Origin of the sequence: Roseivirga spongicola (assembly GCF_034376045.1) — a bacterium.
Lineage (GTDB): Bacteria > Bacteroidota > Bacteroidia > Cytophagales > Cyclobacteriaceae > Roseivirga > Roseivirga spongicola.
Genome location: NZ_CP139724.1, coordinates 4350629 through 4368851, shown reverse-complemented (window position 1 = coordinate 4368851; position 18223 = coordinate 4350629). Strand labels below are relative to the sequence as shown.

The window sequence follows — 18223 nt, the reverse complement described above, 5'->3', positions numbered from 1 at the left end:
TTCTATTAGCTCTCACTTGTCTTCAGCAGCAACTGGTGGCTGCTTTTGGCGAGTAACTACCTTCCAAAGTACATGTTTGCTCTGTTATTTTTAGTCATTAATATGAGTCTATACTGCAATTGAGAACTAGTAGAGTTTGCAATAAGTTGTTAGTTGAGTCTATCTAGAGTGAGCCACATCTTTGAAAATTTTTCCACAATACTGTTCAATTCATGATTCTATGGTGAAACTCATTTTCCTGCATGTATAGTTGGATATTGACTGGTGTTTAAGTGGGAGGCATGGTTTTGTTAAAACAGATTGTTTGAAAAATAATTGGTTTTTTTTCATCGGGTTGAAAACAAAACTAGAGAATCTGAGCTTTCAGAATTTATAACACTTCAAAATGAAACGTGTAAAGCTTCTCTTAGTCGCTACGTTGTTTGCGTGGACGATTGCACATTGCTCAGCAATAAACGCTCAAAGTTTTGAGGGGAAAATAGTCTATAAAGTCTCTTATGAGAGCAAGATTAAGGATGTAAGTAATGATCAGATGACTGCCTTTATGGGAGAAGATCATGTTTACTATCTAAAAGGTGGTGATTACAAATTGTTGAGTAATGGTGAGTTCTTTGAGTCTCAGCTTTACATACATTCAGAAAACAGGCTTTATAACAAAACAGCTCAATCAGATACTCTATACTGGATAGATGGTGCTTTTGAAGATACTGAGGTGATGTCTTTTAGGTTCTTAGATGAAACAGCTGAGGTACTGGGTTACAAGTGCAAGATGTTCGAGGTTGTCGAATCGACTGGGAAGACAACCTATTTTGTCAATGAACAGTTTGAGATGGACCCCAGTCTATTTACCAATCATAATTTTGGGAATTGGGGATTTGTAATAGAAAAGACCAGGGCTCTGAGCATGAAGTATATCTCAGAAAGAGAAGAGTATAATGTTGTAACTATCGCTGTTTTAGTGGAACCCATGACTTTACCCCAATCTTTGTTTAGGTTAGAAGGTAATCCTCCTGTCATGGCCATGCCTGGTTTTTAATCTTGCTTTGGTTTATCAGCTGGTTTTAACTACTACTACTAGTACTTACTTGTATGACACTGTAAATGGTGCCACCTTTGGCGAGTACCTAAGACCAGAGAGGAAAGTAAATGTTAATATTGGGGGCAACTGTTTCGGTAGGAGCTTCTGCTTTGGAGTTCTTACCTGTTACATTAGGGGCTAATAGAGGTTTTTCACAGACACAAAAAATGGGTATTCAAAAAATAAGATTTTTTTATCTACTCATCGTTTTTGGACTATGTTCCTGTGGGCTTTCTAATGAAAATAATGAAGTAGAGTTTTTATCATGTAAGGCAAAGGTTGATACCACTTCTATTTCTAATGATGCAAATAGAGGAGGTTGGTTATTGAATGAAAAACTATTTTTATCAGCAGGTTTAGAGCCTCTTGATAAGAGTCTGTGTGATAGTATTGAATTGAGGTCTCAAACAGTTTGGACTCCATCAGGAAAAGAACGACCATGCCATCTATATGATCTTTTCCCTCCTTTTAGAGTATTCAAAAATGCTCATTCTGATACTTTATTCGTAGAATATGATAATAGGACGATATTATTTGAAATCCCTAGCCATCATTGCCAATAGGATAAAGTTAGCTTAACTACCATCTAGTGCTCACTTGTCTGCCGCAGTGCCTGGTGCTTGCCTTTGGCGAGTACCTATCTTCTAGCTTCCCGCTCCCTGCTTTCCGCTCTTTACGCCTTCCTCACAAACTCCGACTTCAAAGCCATTGAGCCGAAGCCGTCTATTTTGCAGTCAATGTTATGATCGCCATCCACTAACCTAATGTTCTTTACTTTGGTGCCGGCTTTTACAGGTTTGGGAGCTCCTTTTACGGGTAAGTCTTTGATTACTACCACAGCGTCACCATCTACAAGAATGTTGCCATTGGAGTCTTTTACTACATTCTCATCTTCCGTAGACTCTTCACTCGGTTTCCATTCATGACCACATTCTGGACACATAAGTGATTGTCCTGTTGGGTAGGTATAGGAAGATTTACATTCTGGACAAGGAGGGAATTCGGACATGGCTATAGATTTGAATGCGCGAAATTAGAGAAATTTAGTGAATGAGATTGAAGGATTAAGAATTGAGAGTATAGTATTAGATCCTTCGACTATTCTCAGGATAGGTAAGAGAAACTGCTCTGGGCTTCAGACTTCTTATTTTTTCACCCCCTGACCTGCGTCTTCGGACTTCTTACTTTTTGACCCCTGACCCCCTAAAGGGGCAGCACTTTATTAGGTTCTTTGTAGTATTTGTGCTTATTCCATTCGTCTTCCGTCTTCCGACTTCAAGCTTCGGACTTCTGACTTCGACTTCCTGCGTCAAGCTTCCTGCTTCTCGCTTCCATCTTCGGTCTTCAGACTTCTGACTTTTCCACCCCTGCCCCCTAAAGGGGCAGCACTTTATTAGTTTGTTTGTAGTATTTGTGCTTATTGCTTTTGTCTTCCTGCTTCTGACTTCCGACTTCCGACTTCTGACTTTCCGCTTCCCGCTTCTGGCTTCTCGCTTTCCGCTTTCACGATCAAGTCAACAAATTACCTCATTATCAAATTAATCCTTACCTTTGCAGTCCGTTTCAGAAGAGGCGGTTCCGAGCAATTGGAAATGTAGAACAAAAATCCTTCGCTGAGCGCTCTGGGCAGCGAAATGGAGTAATCACAGAGCGATAATATCATGTCAGAAGAAAAAAAAGCACCTGAGGCAGTAGAAGAACAAGCTACTCCTCAAGCCGCAGCTGAAGCGCCTGCTTCTAAAGAAACTGCGAAAGAGTCAAAACCAAAGGCTGCTAAACAACCAGAAGAATTCAACTGGGAAGATTTTGAAACTAGAGGTTTTGGTGAGGGCTACTCTAAAAAGAAAAAAGAAGAGTTGGCTTCAATGTATGAAGACACTTTGAACTCTATCGAAGAAAAGCAGACCATTAAGGCTACTGTTGTTTCTATTGGTGACAGAGACGTTGTGTTGAACATTGGTTACAAATCTGATGGTTTGGTAAGTGCCTCTGAATTCAGAGATACTCCAGATTTGAAAGTTGGTGACCAAATTGAAGTATATATCGAAGAGCAAGAAAATGCTCTTGGACAGCTTGTACTTTCAAGAAGAAAAGCCAAAATCGTTAGAGCATGGGAGCTTATCCAAGATGGTCTAGATAACGATAAAGTAATTGAAGGTTTCGTGAAGAGAAGAACCAAAGGTGGTTTGATCGTGGACATCTACGGTGTAGAATCATTCCTTCCAGGTTCACAGATCGATGTGAAGCCAATTAGAGACTTCGATGTTTTCGTAGGTAAGAAAATGGAGGTTAAAGTTGTGAAAATCAACTACTCTAACGACAACGTTGTAGTATCTCACAAAGTATTGATCGAGAAAGATCTTGAGCAACAAAAAGCTGAAATCCTTGAGAACCTTGAGAAAGGTCAGGTACTAGAAGGTGTGATCAAGAACATGACTAACTTCGGTGTATTCATCGATCTTGGTGGTGTTGATGGTCTACTTCACATTACTGATATCTCATGGGGTAGAATCAACGATCCGTCTGAGGTGTTGAGCCTTGACGAGAAAGTGAACGTTGTTGTTCTTGACTTTGATGATGATAAGAAGAGAATCTCATTGGGTATGAAGCAATTGACTGAGCACCCTTGGGATAAATTAGAGTCTACTATCGAAGTAGGTTCTAAAGTGAAAGGTTCTATCGTAAACGTTGCAGATTACGGTGCGTTCCTAGAGCTTCTTCCTGGTGTTGAAGGTCTAATCCACGTTTCTGAAATGTCTTGGTCTCAGCACTTGAGAAATCCACAAGACTTCATCAGCATTGGTGACGAACTAGAGGCAGTAGTATTGACTCTTGATAGAGAGGAAAGAAAAATGTCTCTTGGTATCAAGCAATTGACTGAAGATCCTTGGACTAAGTCTGATGTATTGACTAAGTACGGTGTTGGAACTAACCATACAGGTATAGTAAGAAACCTTACTAACTTCGGTTTATTCATTGAGCTAGAAGAAGGTATCGATGGTTTGGTACACGTTTCTGACCTTTCTTGGACTAAGAAAATCAAGCACCCTTCTGAATTCGTGAAAGTAGGTGATGAGCTTGAAGTTCAGGTTCTTGAGTTAGATATTGAAAACAGAAGATTGGCTCTTGGTCACAAGCAGCTTGAAGAGAATCCTTGGGATACTTTCGAAACAGTATTCACTCCAGGTTCTGTTCACAAGTCTACTGTTATCTCTAAGAACGATAAAGGTGCTACTCTTGAGTTGCCTTACGGTCTTGAAGGTGTTGCAACTAACAGAAACCTTAAGAAAGAAGACGGTTCTATGGTAGAAGTAGGAGAAACTCTAGACTTCTCTGTAGTAGAATTCTCTAAAGACGATAAGAGAATTGTAATGTCTCACACTAACATTCATAATCCTGAGGCTGCTGAGAAACCAGCTCCTAAGAAGAAGAGTGGTGGTGGAGCACCTAAAGCTAAGATGGCTCCTGTAGAGCAGGCTACTCTTGGTGATTTAGATGCACTTTCTGCACTTAAAGCTGAAATGGAAGATAACACCAAGAAAGCTAATGAGAAGAAGGCTGCAGAGGCTAAAAAGAAAGCTTCTGAGTCAGAAGACTCTGCTGAAGGTTAATCTTTTTGAATATATAGAAGCATCCCGCTTGGTCGGGATGCTTTTTTATTTGACATAGTTCAACTTTTATTGGCGCAATTGATGAATATCCCTAAATTTGCGCTTCCAAAATATGGCGCTGTGGCCGAGTGGCTAGGCAGAGGTCTGCAAAACCTTGTACAGCGGTTCGAATCCGCTCAGCGCCTCAATTCCAAAAGCAACCCCCAAAGGGTTGCTTTTTTGCTTACAGTCTCATTGAGTGGATGAGAACCGCGCGGTTCGAAAGCTATCCCGATTGTTCGAGATAGCTTCGCGAGCACCTTTGAAACACTAAAAGCATAGCGAGCAATCCGCTCAGCGCCTCAATTCCAAAAGCAACCCTAAAAAGGTTGCTTTTTTGTTTTCAGACTTCTTGAGTGGAAAAGGACCGCGCGGTTCGAAAGCGATCCCGATTGTTCTGGAGAGCTTCGCGAGCACGAAAAGAAAATTATTGAAACAGCGAGTAATCCGCTTATGGCCTCGCCTTCAAAGGAGCATACTCCAAGCTGTTAAGGGTCTTCATTCTTTGCTATTGAAAACGTTTGCTATCTGCTCTGTTGTTAACCTTTCCATCTAAGTTTTAATTTGATTTTGGATTATGTCCTTCCACCAAAGAATTGCCGTTTAATTGCGTTGCTCTTTCTGAAAATTATTTAAGGTTAGTTGATCTGTCTCTATTCAGAAAGTACTGTACGGGTTGTTTATGTGATCTAAGAAAGCAGTAATGATAAAATGGAAAGTAAATTCCGCCCAGCAATAAGTAGGTCTAGGTTTTTTTGGCTAATGAACCTACATGATTTCTGATTTTAATTGGGTTGAGTTTCTCTTAAGTCAAGTCATTCATGCACAGTATACTTAGCTTAATTAGAAATATTTTCTATAAAAACTTTGAATATCTGCCCCTCTTAACAGTTGAAATAGGCGGATTTGGAAAGGTTTCACTCTATTGCATTGAGTGAGTTATTTAAATTGATTCTAAATAAATTGATCTTCTGAAACATGTATAGTAAATTACTGTTATCCAGATGGTTAAAGGGGTGTTAAGAGACTCTTAAATCAAGTTTCCATCAGTAAAAATTTATTTGAAATAAGGGCTTCCAATACTACCTTTGCCACGTGTTTCTACAACTGAGACAATCTGTGATTAAAAAAAGACTTTACATGGTAGCCAAAACAACCATTGTCCGTTATGCGACAGCATTCTTTCTTGTATGCTGTTTTGTTTTTTCTGGGAAGCAGGTTTTCGCCCAAAGAGATGCTGTTCCGACAGATCCTGAGATAATCTCTCAGGGAGAGCAGCTGTTTAATGAGTATCAATGTAATACCTGTCACAAGGTAGACTCTAAACTTGTTGGTCCGGCCCTGGCTGGAGTATACGATAGAAGAGACCTTGAATGGATTTACTCATGGGTGAAAAACTCACAAGCTTTAATTGCTTCTGGAGACCCTCAAGCCACTGCACTCTACAATGAGTTTAATCAGTTGGTAATGGCTCCTTACGATCTGGAAGATGAGCAAATTCTTTCAATTCTAGCCTATGTTAGAGATGTTGAGGAGAACCCTCCAATGCCAGAAGTTGCTGCCACAGGTGATGGTGCTGCTGCTGGAGGAGATGGTTCAGGGATTCCTTCCAGCTATTTGAACATCATTGTTGCAGCCTTGGTGGTTGTACTCATTCTTATTTTGGTAGTACTAGTGATTATCATTGGTGTGCTCAAAAAATACCTTCAGGATAAAGAAGGATTGGATGAGGCCGATAAGGATGTAGTAAATGAGAAATTCAGCTTCTCAGCTTTTGTTAAGAGCCCTACAGTAATTGGTATCATTACATTCTTGGTTATTGCCTTGGCAGCGAAGAATGTTATTGATGGTCTTTATACTATTGGTGTTCAGCAAGGTTATCAGCCAGAACAGCCAATCGCTTTTTCTCATAAGATTCACGCAGGTGAGTATGAGATTGCTTGTCAGTATTGTCACACCGGTGTAGAAATTGGGAAGTCAGCAAACATTCCTTCAGTGAATATTTGTATGAATTGCCATAGCCAAATCAAAACGGACTCTCCGGAGATTCAAAAATTATATGCTGCTCAAGAGAGTGGAAAACCAATAGAGTGGGTAAGGATTCACAACCTACCTGACTTGGCTTACTTTAACCACTCACAACACGTGAAGGTAGGTGGCATTGAGTGTCAGACATGTCATGGTGAAATTCAGGAAATGGAAGTTGTTAAGCAACACGCTCCTCTTACTATGGGATGGTGTATTGATTGTCATAGAAATACAAGCCTAAATACTCAGGGCAATGGTTACTACGACAAATTGGTAGAACTACATAACAAGACTTCTGGTACTCCAATGAATGTTGAAGATATCGGTGGTTTGGAATGTGCTAAGTGCCACTATTAATTAATTGAATTCGCGATTTCTGATTGATATACAATGAAAGAAAATCAAAAAACATACTGGAAAGGGATCGAGCAGCTATCTAATGATGCTGACTTCGTGAAGAAAAACGAATCTGAATTTCCAGAGTACCTTCCAATCAGCGAGACCGGTGGAGAGTCTAGCAATAGAAGGGACTTCCTTAAACTTATGGGCTTTGGTATCGCAGCAGCTAGTTTAGCAGCTTGTGAAGCTCCTGTAAGAAAGGCTATTCCTTACTTGAATAAACCTGTAGATGTAGATCCTTCTGTACCTAACTACTATGCTTCTACCTATGTAAATGGTGGTGATGCAGTTAGTGTTGTTGTGAAAACCAGAGAAGGTAGACCAATTAAGGTTGAAGGCAACAAGTATAGCTCTATTACTAAAGGTGGTTCTTCTGCCCAAGTTGAGGCTTCTGTTCTTTCTTTATATGATAAAGAAAGACTAGTAGGGCCAATGAAAGATGGTGCAGAAACAGACTGGGCTACCCTTGATAAAGAAGTTACTTCTCAACTGAACAAAATTGCTGCTCAAGCTCAAGGTTCAGGAATCAGAATAGTTAGTAACACGGTATTAAGCCCTACTACTAAAAAGGCGGTTGGTGAGTTTATTGCAAAGTACCCAACTGCGGAACACATAACTTACGATCCTATTTCTTCTTACGGTATTACGGAAGGAAACAGAAGATCTTTTGGCGCTGCCATGATCCCTTCTTATGACTTCAGTAAGGTTAAAACTGTAGTGAGTGTAGGTGCAGACTTCTTAGGTACATGGATTTCTCCAATTGAATTCTCTAAGCAGTTTGCTCAAACAAGAAAAATTAATGAGCATCACAGAGAGATGTCTAGACACTATCAATTTGAGTCTAACCTTTCTTTGACTGGCTCTAATGCCGATTATAGAACTCCAATTCTTCCGTCTCAGGTTGGTCCTTTAGTTGCTGCAATGTACAATGCAATAGCGGCTAAGGCAGGTCAATCAAAAGTTAGTGGAGGAAATGCAGGTGATGTTGCTCACCTAACAGCAGCAGCTAATGAGCTTTGGGCTAACAGAGGAAAATCTCTAGTAGTTTGTGGTTCTAACGACCCTGCGGTTCAAGTATTGATTAATGGTATTAATACAATGCTTGGCAATTATGGTACTACAATAGATACTACCGCACCAGTTAACTATCGTCAAGGAGACGATATGGCAATGTCTAACTTTGTGAAGGACTTGAATGGTGGTAGAGTAGCTGCAGTTATATTCCTTAACTGTAATCCATTATACAATTCTGCTGAAGCTTCTGCATTAACTGCAGCGCTAGCCAAGGCTTCATTAACTGTTTCTACTTCTGATAGAATGGATGAGACGGCTGCTGCTGTTAAGTATGTAGCTCCAGATCACCACTACTTAGAGCAGTGGAATGATGCTGAGTTGAGAGAAGGTCACTTGAGTTTATCTCAACCATCTATTGCTCCATTGTTCAGCACTAGGCAGACTCCAGAGTCTTTCTTGAAATGGGCAGGGCAAACAGTTGAGTACTATACTTACCTTCAGAACAACTGGAAAGAATCTTACTTCACTCAACAATCTGAAATTTCTAGCTTCCAGACTTTCTGGGATAAAGCTTTATATGATGGTATTGTTGAACTTGGTGGAAGCGAGAAAGCACTTACCTATGATTTTGCAGCTGCATCAGTAGCCGCAACAAGCATAGGTCAGAATTATAAAACTCAAGGATCGGGACTACAACTAGCACTTTACCAAAAGTCTGGTATGGGAGATGGCTCTCAGGCCAACAACCCATGGTTGCAAGAAATGTCAGATCCTATCTCTAAGGCTACTTGGGATAACTACTTAACCATTTCATTGGCTATGGCTAATGAATTAGGTATCAAAATGACTGAGGGCGAAACTCAATTGGTGAACCTAACGGTAGGTGATCAATCAATTGAAGTGCCTGTCTTGGTTCAGCCTGGTCAAGCTCCTGGTACTGTAGGTCTAGCAGTAGGTTATGGAAGAACTAAAGCTGGTAAGGTTGGTAATGGAGTAGGTGTAAACGCTTATCCTTTCATTACAAAACTGAACGGTGCCAACACTATGGATGTGTTAGCGGGTGTTTCGGTAACAACTACTGGTAAAGCATACAGAATTGCCCAAACTCAAACTCACCAAACCTATATGGGTCGTGAGAATGTTATTCAAGAGGCAACTCTAGATGAGTATAAGAAAGATGCAGGTGCAGGTAGATGGCATCCGCATATCTATAAAGAAGGTGAATTTGTTAAGCCTTCAAAAATTACCCTTTGGTCTGGTCACGAGTACAACAACCACCATTGGGCAATGACCATCGACATGAACTCTTGTACTGGTTGTTCGGCCTGTACAGTGGCTTGCCAAGCGGAAAACAACATTCCTGTAGTTGGTAAGGAAGAAGTTCTGAATAGAAGAGAAATGGCTTGGATTAGAATCGACAGATATTATTCTGCTGCTAATCCTGCTGGAAATAAAAAGGAGTTGGAAGAAGCTGCGGCTAACCCTGAGGTTACTTTCCAACCAATGATGTGTCAGCACTGTAATAATGCACCATGTGAGACAGTTTGTCCTGTGGCTGCAACAACGCACAGTACTGAAGGTCTTAACCAGATGACTTACAACAGATGTATTGGTACAAGATATTGTGCTAACAACTGTCCTTACAAAGTGAGAAGATTCAACTGGTTCAAGTACCACGATAACACTCAGTTCGACAAAAACTTATCTATGAACAACGATTTGGGTAAAATGGTATTGAACCCAGACGTAACTGTTCGTGCGAGAGGGGTGATGGAGAAGTGTTCTATGTGTGTGCAGAGAATTCAGTCAGGTAAATTGGCTGCTAAGCGCGAAGGTAGAAGACCAGTTGATGGTGAAATCAACATGGCTTGTGAGTCAGCTTGTCCATCAGATGCAATCACTTTTGGCGACTTGAACGATCCTAAGTCTAAGATTTCTCAACTACTTCAGATCGAAGAGAAGAAAGAAGGCGAGAAGGCTACCGAAAGAGTTGTTAATGAGGAAAGGGCATACCACGTATTGGAAGAACTAAATGTGAATCCGAATATTTGGTACATGACCAAAATCAGAAACAAGGTTAAAGAATCAACAGAAGCATAATATAAACCGAAAGAACATGCAGGTTACTTCATCCGTAAGAAAACCTTTAATCACTGGCGGTAAGACCGTTCATGATGTTACCGAAGACATCTGTAAGCAGGTAGAAGGCAAGCCTTCTAAGCTTTGGTTGATGGCTTTTGGTATATCAGTTGTAACACTTCTAATTGGTCTCGTGGCAGTTGTTGCTACAGTATGGGAAGGAATTGGAATGTGGGGACTGAACAAAACTGTAGGTTGGGCATGGGACATTACTAACTTCGTTTGGTGGGTTGGTATTGGTCACGCAGGAACCCTAATTTCTGCCGTACTTCTTCTCTTCCGTCAGAAGTGGAGAATGGCTATTAACAGAGCGTCAGAGGCGATGACTATCTTCGCTGTAATCTGTGCGGCTCAGTTCCCAATCCTTCACATGGGGAGACCTTGGTTGGGTGCTTATTGGGCACTTCCACTACCTAACACTTTCGGTTCGTTGTGGGTAAACTTTAACTCTCCGCTTCTGTGGGACGTTTTCGCTATCTCAACTTACTTCTCTGTTTCATTGGTGTTCTGGTACTTGGGTCTTGTACCTGACTTTGCTACCATCAGAGATAGAGCAGATGGTATTAGAAAGAAAATTTATGGTGCATTGTCATTAGGTTGGGATGGTGCAGCTAAAACTTGGTCTAGATACGAATCAGTATCATTGATCCTTGCTGGTTTAGCTACTCCACTTGTACTTTCTGTACACACCATTGTATCGTTTGACTTTGCTACTTCAGTAATTCCTGGGTGGCACACCACTATCTTCCCTCCATACTTCGTTGCTGGTGCAATCTTCTCAGGTTTCGCCATGGTACTAACGTTGATGTTGGTAACAAGAGCAGTGTTCAAACTTCAAGACTATATTACTATTGAGCACATTGAGTTGATGAACATTGTAATTATTGTTACAGGTTCAATTGTAGGTATTGCCTACATCACTGAGTTCTTTATTGCATGGTACTCTGGTGTGCCAGCTGAACAATATGCCTTCTATAATAGAATGCAAGGGCCTTACTGGTGGGCTTACTGGTCTATGATGACTTGTAACGTAATTTCACCTCAGCTCTTCTGGTTCAAGAAAATTAGAACAAGCATTGCTGCTACATTTATCCTTTCAATCATTGTAAATATTGGTATGTGGTTCGAGCGTTTCGTTATTATCGTAACCTCACTACACAGAGACTTCTTGCCTTCTTCATGGGCAATGTTCTACCCAACCATTTACGATGCAGGGGTATATTTATTCACCTTCGGATTGTTCTTTACTTGTTTCTTCCTCTTCGCGAAGTTCTTCCCAGTAATTAACATGGCTGAAGTTAAAAGTATTGTGAAATCATCATCTGAAAAAACTGCTGCGTAATCATGAGTGACTCTAAAAAATTCGTACTAGGCATCTTTGATGACGAAGATGTATTGTTGAAAGCAGTAGGAAAGATTCGTGGAGCTGGTGTAAAGATTCATGAGGTTTACAGCCCATTTCCGGTGCACGGTCTTGACGAAGAGTTAGGCTATAAGCGCTCTAGATTGCCAATTGCTGCCTTTATGTTCGGTGCTTTAGGTACCACATTGGCCTTGGTAATGCAAATCTGGATGCTTGGTGTAGACTGGCCAATGATTATTGGTGGTAAGAACCATGTTGCACTTCCAGACTTTGTTCCTGTAACATTTGAGCTTACTGTATTACTTGCTGCTTTTGGTATGGTGGGTACCTTCTTGGTGTCTAGCGATCTTAAGCCTTGGAAAGACCCTAAGCTTTTGGACATCAGAATTACTGATGATAAGCACGTAATGGCTATCGATCTTGGCACCAACAGAGCTGTAGAGGTAGCCTCAATCAATGCACTATTGAAAGATTCAGGTGCTGTTGAAGTAAATAATAAAGACGTTGATGAATAAGCCTTCTAGAGATATGATTCAGAAATTGAAAGTTATTATTCCGGCCATTGCAGTGGTGGTTCTTTCTGGCTGTACTGCCAATGGAGACAACCCTGGTTTGGAATATGCCCCTCAAATGTATCATTCAGTACCTTACGAGCCTTTGACACAAATCAAGGACGAAAGTGCTGGGTCTTGGTTGAGTAATAGAGAGGATGAAAGAGGAGAATTTTTTAATTCCAACATAAACAATCCTCACTCACAAAATGTCAGACAACCAGTAGAAGGTACAGTGAGAAGAAATAATCATGACATAATGCCTTACAGACTTGGTAAGGACGATGTTGCTGAGGCAGCTTTAATTGAAAACCCTTTTGAAGCTACTCCAGAGATCATCACTGAAGGACAAAGACTTTACAGTCAATTCTGTCAGCATTGTCATGGTGCAGGTGGTAAAGGAGATGGTAAAGCCGGTATTGCATATGCTGGTGTACCTTCATACACTGCCCCAGCACAAGCTAATCTTTCTCAAGGTCACATTTTCCATGTTATCACTCATGGTATTAGAAGAATGGGAGCTCACGGTTCTCAGATGAGTGCCGATAAGAGATGGAAAATTGCTCGTTACGTTCAAACATTACAACAACAATAACCGGTAAACTTTTAAGAAATGGCAAACGAAAAATTTGATTTTAGCGCTGGTCTTAAAAAGAAAGTATTCATTGCTTTCGCAATAGGAGCGGTTATGTTGTTAGTAGGAGGGTTGTTCCCTCAGACTAATGAGCACCACGGTGATGATCATGGTTCTGACCATGCCACTGAGGAGCACCACGATGCAGGTAGCGATAGCCATGGCGATGATACCCATAGCTTTAATGGTGCTGAAGACTTTGAGGCTGTTACTGTGGCCGATTCAGCTGAGGCTGGTGAAGAGCACGGTGCAGGTTGGTTTAAAAGATTCAAAGTAGATCTTTGGATCAACAATGTTTACTTTACAGGACTTGCCTTAATTGGTATTTTCTTCTTTGCATTGCAGTATGCAGCGCAAGCAGGTTGGTCTGCTTACATCGTTAGAATTCCTTTGGCTATGGGGCAATGGATTGTTCCTGCTGGTATTTTAATGTTATTGACTTGGTTCTTTGTAAACCATGATGTGTTCCACTGGACTCATTCTAACCTTTACGACCCAACTGATAGTCATTATGATGAGCTAATTGCAGGAAAGAGTGGTTTCTTCTTCTTCGGTGAAGGAGGTGGATTCCCTACTTTCTTTATTGCTAGAATGGTAATCTTCTTTGTGCTATGGGCTTGGTTGTTTACTAAGTTGAAGAACTTGTCTTTGGCAGAAGATGAATTAGGTGGTGACGGCTACTGGTTCAAGATGAGAAAGTGGTCTGCAATATTCTTAGTGATCTTTGCGGTATCTTCTTCAGTATCAGCTTGGGATTGGGTTATGTCGGTAGACACGCACTGGTTCTCAACTATGTTCGGTTGGTATGTATTTGCTAGCTGGTGGGTAACAGGTTTGGCATTCATTACTTTAGTAACTGTATTGTTGAAAGAAGCAGGTTATTTGCCACAGGTTACATCTAACCACTTACACGACTTGGGTAAATTCGTGTTTGCATTCAGTATTTTCTGGACTTACGTATGGTTCTCACAGTTCCTACTTATCTACTACGCTAACATTCCTGAAGAGTCAGTATACTTTGTAGAGAGATTCTTGAGCGATAAATACTCACCATTCTTCTTTATCAATATTATTCTAAACTTCATTTTCCCATTCCTTGTGTTGATGACAAGAGATGCAAAGAGGTTGAATGTATTCTTGAAGATGGTATGTATTGTGGTAATGTTTGGTCACTTTATTGACTTCTACCTAATGATGACTCCTGGTACTATGGGTCAGAACGGTTTCTTCGGATTCACTGAAATTGGTATGTTCTTAATGTTCGGATCAGCATTCGTATTTGTAGTACTCAGAGCGTTGTCTTCTTATGCCCTTGTGCCTAAGAATCACCCAATGCTTGGAGAGGCAAAGCATCATCATATTTAAAAAAAATTAGAGACTAGATATGTTCGGTTTTTACATTGCACTTGCAGTATTCTTAGTAGTCGCTATTCTGTTGTTAATCTTCAGAATATCTAGACTTGTTAATGTTGTTAAGGGAACGGGAGAGGAAACAACGAAGAGTGACAACAACTTTAACGCTATCATGATGGTGGTGTTTATGGTCTTGTTCTTCGGACTTGCTGGATGGTATTCATTCGCAAACTTCGATGCTTACGACCCTCCTGTAGCCTCAGAACATGGTGAATTGACAGACAAATTGTTCTGGAGAACCATGTGGATCACTGGTATCGTTTTCATGATCACTAACATCTTGCTATTTGTATTCTCTTATAAATACAGATACGACAAGAATAGAAAGGCACTTTTCTATCCTCACAATAACAAACTTGAGTACTTATGGACTGGTGTTCCAGCCATTGTTTTGACTTGGTTAGTTATTTCTGGTTGGATGGCTTGGGATGGCATTATGAGCGAAGCTCCAGAAGATGCTGAGCAAATTGAAATCATGGGTTATCAGTTCCAGTGGTCTATCCGCTATGGTGGAATGGATAACAAGGTTGGAGACTATGACTACAGACTTATTGATGCTGTGAACGATCATGGTATGGATATGTCTGACAGAGCCAACTACGATGATTTCAAGAATATCTCACTAGTTATCCCTAAAGGAAAGCCGGTCTTGTTGAAGATTAGAGCAAGAGATGTACTTCACTCAGTGTTTATTCCTCACATGAGGTTGAAGATGGATGCTGTGCCAGGTATGCCAACTCAGTTCTGGTTTGTAGCAAATAAAACTACTGCTGAAATGAGAGTTGAAGAGGGTAACCCTGACTTCAACTATGAATTAGCTTGTACTGAAATCTGTGGTGAAGGTCACTTCTCAATGAAGAAGATTGTGACGGTGCTAGAGCCAGAAGAGTATGAGGAGTGGAAGGCAGAGCAGAAATCTTGGTTGTCTAAGAATCCTGACTTTATGGCTCAGGTGCCAGAAGACATGAAAGAGTTAGCATTAGTAACAGCAGGTATTAACGAATAAGAAATTAACATCAAAAAGTATGGCAACAGCAGAAGCACATATTGATGTACATGCCCATGATGATCATCATGATGATCACCACGAGCAGTCATTTATTTCAAAATATATTTTCTCAATGGATCATAAAATGATCGCTAAGCAGTACCTGATTACAGGTATTATTTGGGCGATCATTGGAGCGGCTCTTTCTGCAATCTTCAGATTACAGTTGGGTTTTCCAGAAGCTGACTTGGGTTGGTTAAGACCAATCTTAGGAAAGTGGATTTCGGCTGAAGGTGCTTTAGATCCAGAATTCTATTTAGCCTTAGTTACAATGCATGGTACTATCATGGTATTCTTTGTATTGACAGCGGGTTTAAGTGGTACTTTCTCTAACTTCTTAATTCCTCTACAGATTGGAGCTAGAGATATGGCCTCAGGCTTTATGAACATGCTTTCTTACTGGTTCTTCTTTATTGCCAGTGTCATCATGTTGATTTCGCTTTTCATTGAAACAGGGCCTGCATCAGGTGGTTGGGTTGTTTATCCTCCACTTTCAGCATTGCCTCAAGCAATGTCTGGTTCAGGTTTAGGTATGACTATGTGGTTAGTAGCTATGGTGTTCTTCATTGCATCTTCTTTGCTTGGGGGGATCAACTACGTTTCTACAGTAATCAACTTGAGAACAAAAGGTATGACCTTCTCAAGATTACCTCTTACTATTTGGGCGTTCTTCCTAACTGCAGTAATTGGTATTTTGTCATTCCCTGTTCTATTCGCAGCGGCTTTATTATTGGTATTTGACAGAAGCTTTGGTACTTCTTTCTACTTATCAGAAATCTATATTCAAGGTGAGGCATTACCAAACGTAGGTGGTAGCCCAATTCTTTACCAGCATTTATTCTGGTTCTTGGGTCACCCAGAGGTATATATTGTACTTCTTCCAGCTTTAGGTATCACTTCTGAGATTATTGCTACTAATTCGAGAAAACCAATCTTCGGTTATAAGGCAATGATTATCTCAATGATGGGTATTACATTCCTTTCGTTCATTGTATGGGCACACCACATGTTCGTGTCTGGTTTGAATCCTTTCTTAGGTTCAATCTTCATGTTCCTTACTTTGATTATTGCCGTACCATCGGCCGTAAAAGTATTTAACTACCTTACTACCCTATGGAAAGGTAATATCATATTTACACCGGCTATGTTGTTCTCAATAGGTCTGGTGTCGGTATTCATTTCTGGTGGTATTACAGGTATTTTCTTAGGTAATTCGGCTATCGATATTCAGTTGCACGATACTTACTTTGTAGTGGCTCACTTCCACTTAGTAATGGGTGCTGCTTCATCGTTCGGTTTATTGGCTGGTGTATATCACTGGTTCCCTAAGATGTTTGGTAGAATGATGGATACTAAGTTGGGTTACATCCACTTCTGGTTAACCTTCATTGGTATTTACTCAGTGTTCTTCCCAATGCACTACATTGGTATTGCAGGTTTCCCAAGAAGATATTATTCATTCACCAACTTTGATGCATTCAGTGGATTCACCGATTTGAACATGTTCATTTCAATAGCGGCTATTGCAACATTCATTGGTCAATTCATCTTCTTGTTTAACTTCTTCTACAGTATTTTCAGAGGTAGAAAAGCTCCTGCTAACCCGTGGAATTCTACTACTTTGGAGTGGACAACCCCAAGAGTTCCTGGTCATGGAAACTGGCCTGGTGAAATTCCTAAGGTATATAGATGGCCTTATGATTATTCGAAGCCTGGTGCCGAGGAAGACTTTATACCACAAACTGTACCTTTCTCTCAAACTATGGAGTCAAATCTACCTCATGAGAATGATGAGATTGCTTTAGAGAAGGAGATGGAAGCAGAGGAGATAGTTGTGGTTGATGCAAACAAACACTAAAGACAGATTATTTAGACGGTTTTCAGCCGTTACAATCATAGCCGTCTACTTGCTGATAGCAGTAGGCGGTATTGTAAGAAGTACTGGCTCAGGAATGGGATGTCCCGACTGGCCAAAATGTTTTGGGAGTTGGGTTCCACCTACGGATGTAACTCAGCTCCCAAATGATTATAAAGACATCTACGTTCAGCAGAGGGTTGAAAAGAATGTAAGGTTCGCTAATTACCTTACTAGTTTTGGATTCGATGAGTTGGCTCATGAAATATTGAATGATCCTCAGATTTTAGTTGAAGAGGACTTCAATGCGGCCAAAACCTGGACAGAATATGTCAACCGCTTAATTGGTGCGGTTATAGGTATTCTAATTTTTGGCACAGCTGTGTTGTCTATTAGGTACTGGAAAGAAGATAAACTAATTACCGTTCTTTCATTTGTTGCATTTGTATTGGTAGGTTTTCAGGGATGGATAGGTTCCATTGTTGTGAGTACGAACCTACTAGAGTGGATGATTACGATTCATATGTTACTAGCCCTTGTTATAGTGTGCTTGCTCATATACGTTTACCATAGGTCTAAGAATAGAAACACCGAGTATAGCTCGGCTCGACTAGGTAAATTAAAATGGATTGTAATGTTATGCTTAGTGTTTACTGTTATTCAAATAGTATTAGGAACACAAGTAAGAGAAGCTATTGACACACTATCTAACGCTTTGGCCAGATCCGAATGGATCGACAACCTTGGTTCTAGCTTCTTGATTCATAGGTCTTATTCGCTGCTTTTATTGGCGCTTCACGTTTATTTATTGTGGAAGCTTATGAAGGAAGGAATTAGAAGGAACGAATTAGTGAATCCGACCAAATGGCTTTTAGCCGTTGTAGTGGTGGAGATAGTAAGTGGTGCATTAATGGCATACTTTGGAGTGCCAGCATTCATTCAACCAATACACTTGTTATTAGGATCTGTAATAATAGGAGTCCAGTTTTATTTGTGGCTCTTACTAAGAAATAAAGAATTGAAGTTAGCCTGAAAATGGTTGAGAATTCGG

13 protein-coding genes and 1 tRNA gene are annotated in these 18223 nt (G+C 40.5%); 13 read left to right on the top strand and 1 reads right to left on the bottom strand.

The genetic code is table 11. The features are described from left to right. The first annotated feature begins 385 nt into the window (after positions 1 to 385). The gene (locus T7867_RS19150; protein ID WP_273512602.1) at positions 386 to 1036 is read left to right on the top strand and encodes a hypothetical protein; all 651 of its coding nucleotides are present in this window, start codon (positions 386 to 388) and stop codon (positions 1034 to 1036) included. A 119-nt stretch (positions 1037 to 1155) separates the two neighbouring features. Then, the gene (locus tag T7867_RS19145) at positions 1156 to 1641 is read left to right on the top strand and encodes a hypothetical protein (protein WP_273272447.1); all 486 of its coding nucleotides are present in this window, start codon (positions 1156 to 1158) and stop codon (positions 1639 to 1641) included. A 110-nt stretch (positions 1642 to 1751) separates the two neighbouring features. On the opposite strand, the gene T7867_RS19140 is transcribed toward T7867_RS19145, so the two are convergent. Next, positions 1752 to 2087 (bottom strand): zinc ribbon domain-containing protein YjdM, encoded by a 336-nt coding sequence (locus T7867_RS19140; RefSeq protein ID WP_273272448.1) that lies wholly within the window; start codon positions 2085 to 2087, stop codon positions 1752 to 1754. Positions 2088 to 2739: 652 nt separating this feature from the next. On the opposite strand from T7867_RS19140, the gene rpsA reads away from it, so the two are divergent. From rpsA to T7867_RS19085, 11 genes are all read left to right on the top strand, one after another. Beyond that, positions 2740 to 4689, top strand: a complete 1950-nt coding sequence (gene rpsA / locus T7867_RS19135) for a 30S ribosomal protein S1 (RefSeq protein ID WP_068220438.1) — start codon at positions 2740 to 2742, stop codon at positions 4687 to 4689. Positions 4690 to 4803: 114 nt separating this feature from the next. After that, positions 4804 to 4874, top strand: a tRNA-Cys gene (locus T7867_RS19130). A 994-nt stretch (positions 4875 to 5868) separates the two neighbouring features. Further along, positions 5869 to 7113, top strand: coding sequence for a cytochrome c3 family protein (locus tag T7867_RS19125; protein WP_068220830.1), 1245 nt, complete (start codon positions 5869 to 5871; stop codon positions 7111 to 7113). 33 nt (positions 7114 to 7146) lie between these two features. Beyond that, a complete protein-coding gene (locus T7867_RS19120; protein ID WP_322299664.1) occupies positions 7147 to 10269 on the top strand; it encodes a TAT-variant-translocated molybdopterin oxidoreductase in 3123 nt (1040 codons plus the stop codon). 16 nt (positions 10270 to 10285) lie between these two features. Then, the gene (gene nrfD, locus T7867_RS19115) at positions 10286 to 11650 is read left to right on the top strand and encodes an NrfD/PsrC family molybdoenzyme membrane anchor subunit (RefSeq protein WP_068220444.1); all 1365 of its coding nucleotides are present in this window, start codon (positions 10286 to 10288) and stop codon (positions 11648 to 11650) included. Positions 11651 to 11652: 2 nt separating this feature from the next. Then, positions 11653 to 12186 (top strand): DUF3341 domain-containing protein, encoded by a 534-nt coding sequence (locus T7867_RS19110; RefSeq protein WP_068220447.1) that lies wholly within the window; start codon positions 11653 to 11655, stop codon positions 12184 to 12186. Continuing rightward, positions 12179 to 12817 (top strand): c-type cytochrome, encoded by a 639-nt coding sequence (locus tag T7867_RS19105; RefSeq protein WP_245660227.1) that lies wholly within the window; start codon positions 12179 to 12181, stop codon positions 12815 to 12817. The genes T7867_RS19110 and T7867_RS19105 overlap by 8 nt, the downstream gene beginning before the upstream one ends. 18 nt (positions 12818 to 12835) lie before the next feature. Next, positions 12836 to 14221, top strand: a complete 1386-nt coding sequence (locus T7867_RS19100) for a quinol:cytochrome C oxidoreductase (protein WP_068220451.1) — start codon at positions 12836 to 12838, stop codon at positions 14219 to 14221. A 19-nt stretch (positions 14222 to 14240) separates the two neighbouring features. Next, positions 14241 to 15275, top strand: a complete 1035-nt coding sequence (locus T7867_RS19095) for a cytochrome c oxidase subunit II (RefSeq protein WP_068220454.1) — start codon at positions 14241 to 14243, stop codon at positions 15273 to 15275. A gap of 19 nt (positions 15276 to 15294) precedes the next feature. After that, complete coding sequence (locus T7867_RS19090) at positions 15295 to 17175, top strand: cytochrome c oxidase subunit I (protein WP_068220457.1); 1881 nt, start codon at positions 15295 to 15297, stop codon at positions 17173 to 17175. Continuing rightward, positions 17159 to 18205: a COX15/CtaA family protein gene (locus T7867_RS19085; protein ID WP_068220839.1), complete on the top strand. Its 1047-nt coding sequence runs from the start codon at positions 17159 to 17161 to the stop codon at positions 18203 to 18205. The genes T7867_RS19090 and T7867_RS19085 overlap by 17 nt, the downstream gene beginning before the upstream one ends. The last annotated feature ends 18 nt before the right edge of the window (positions 18206 to 18223 follow it).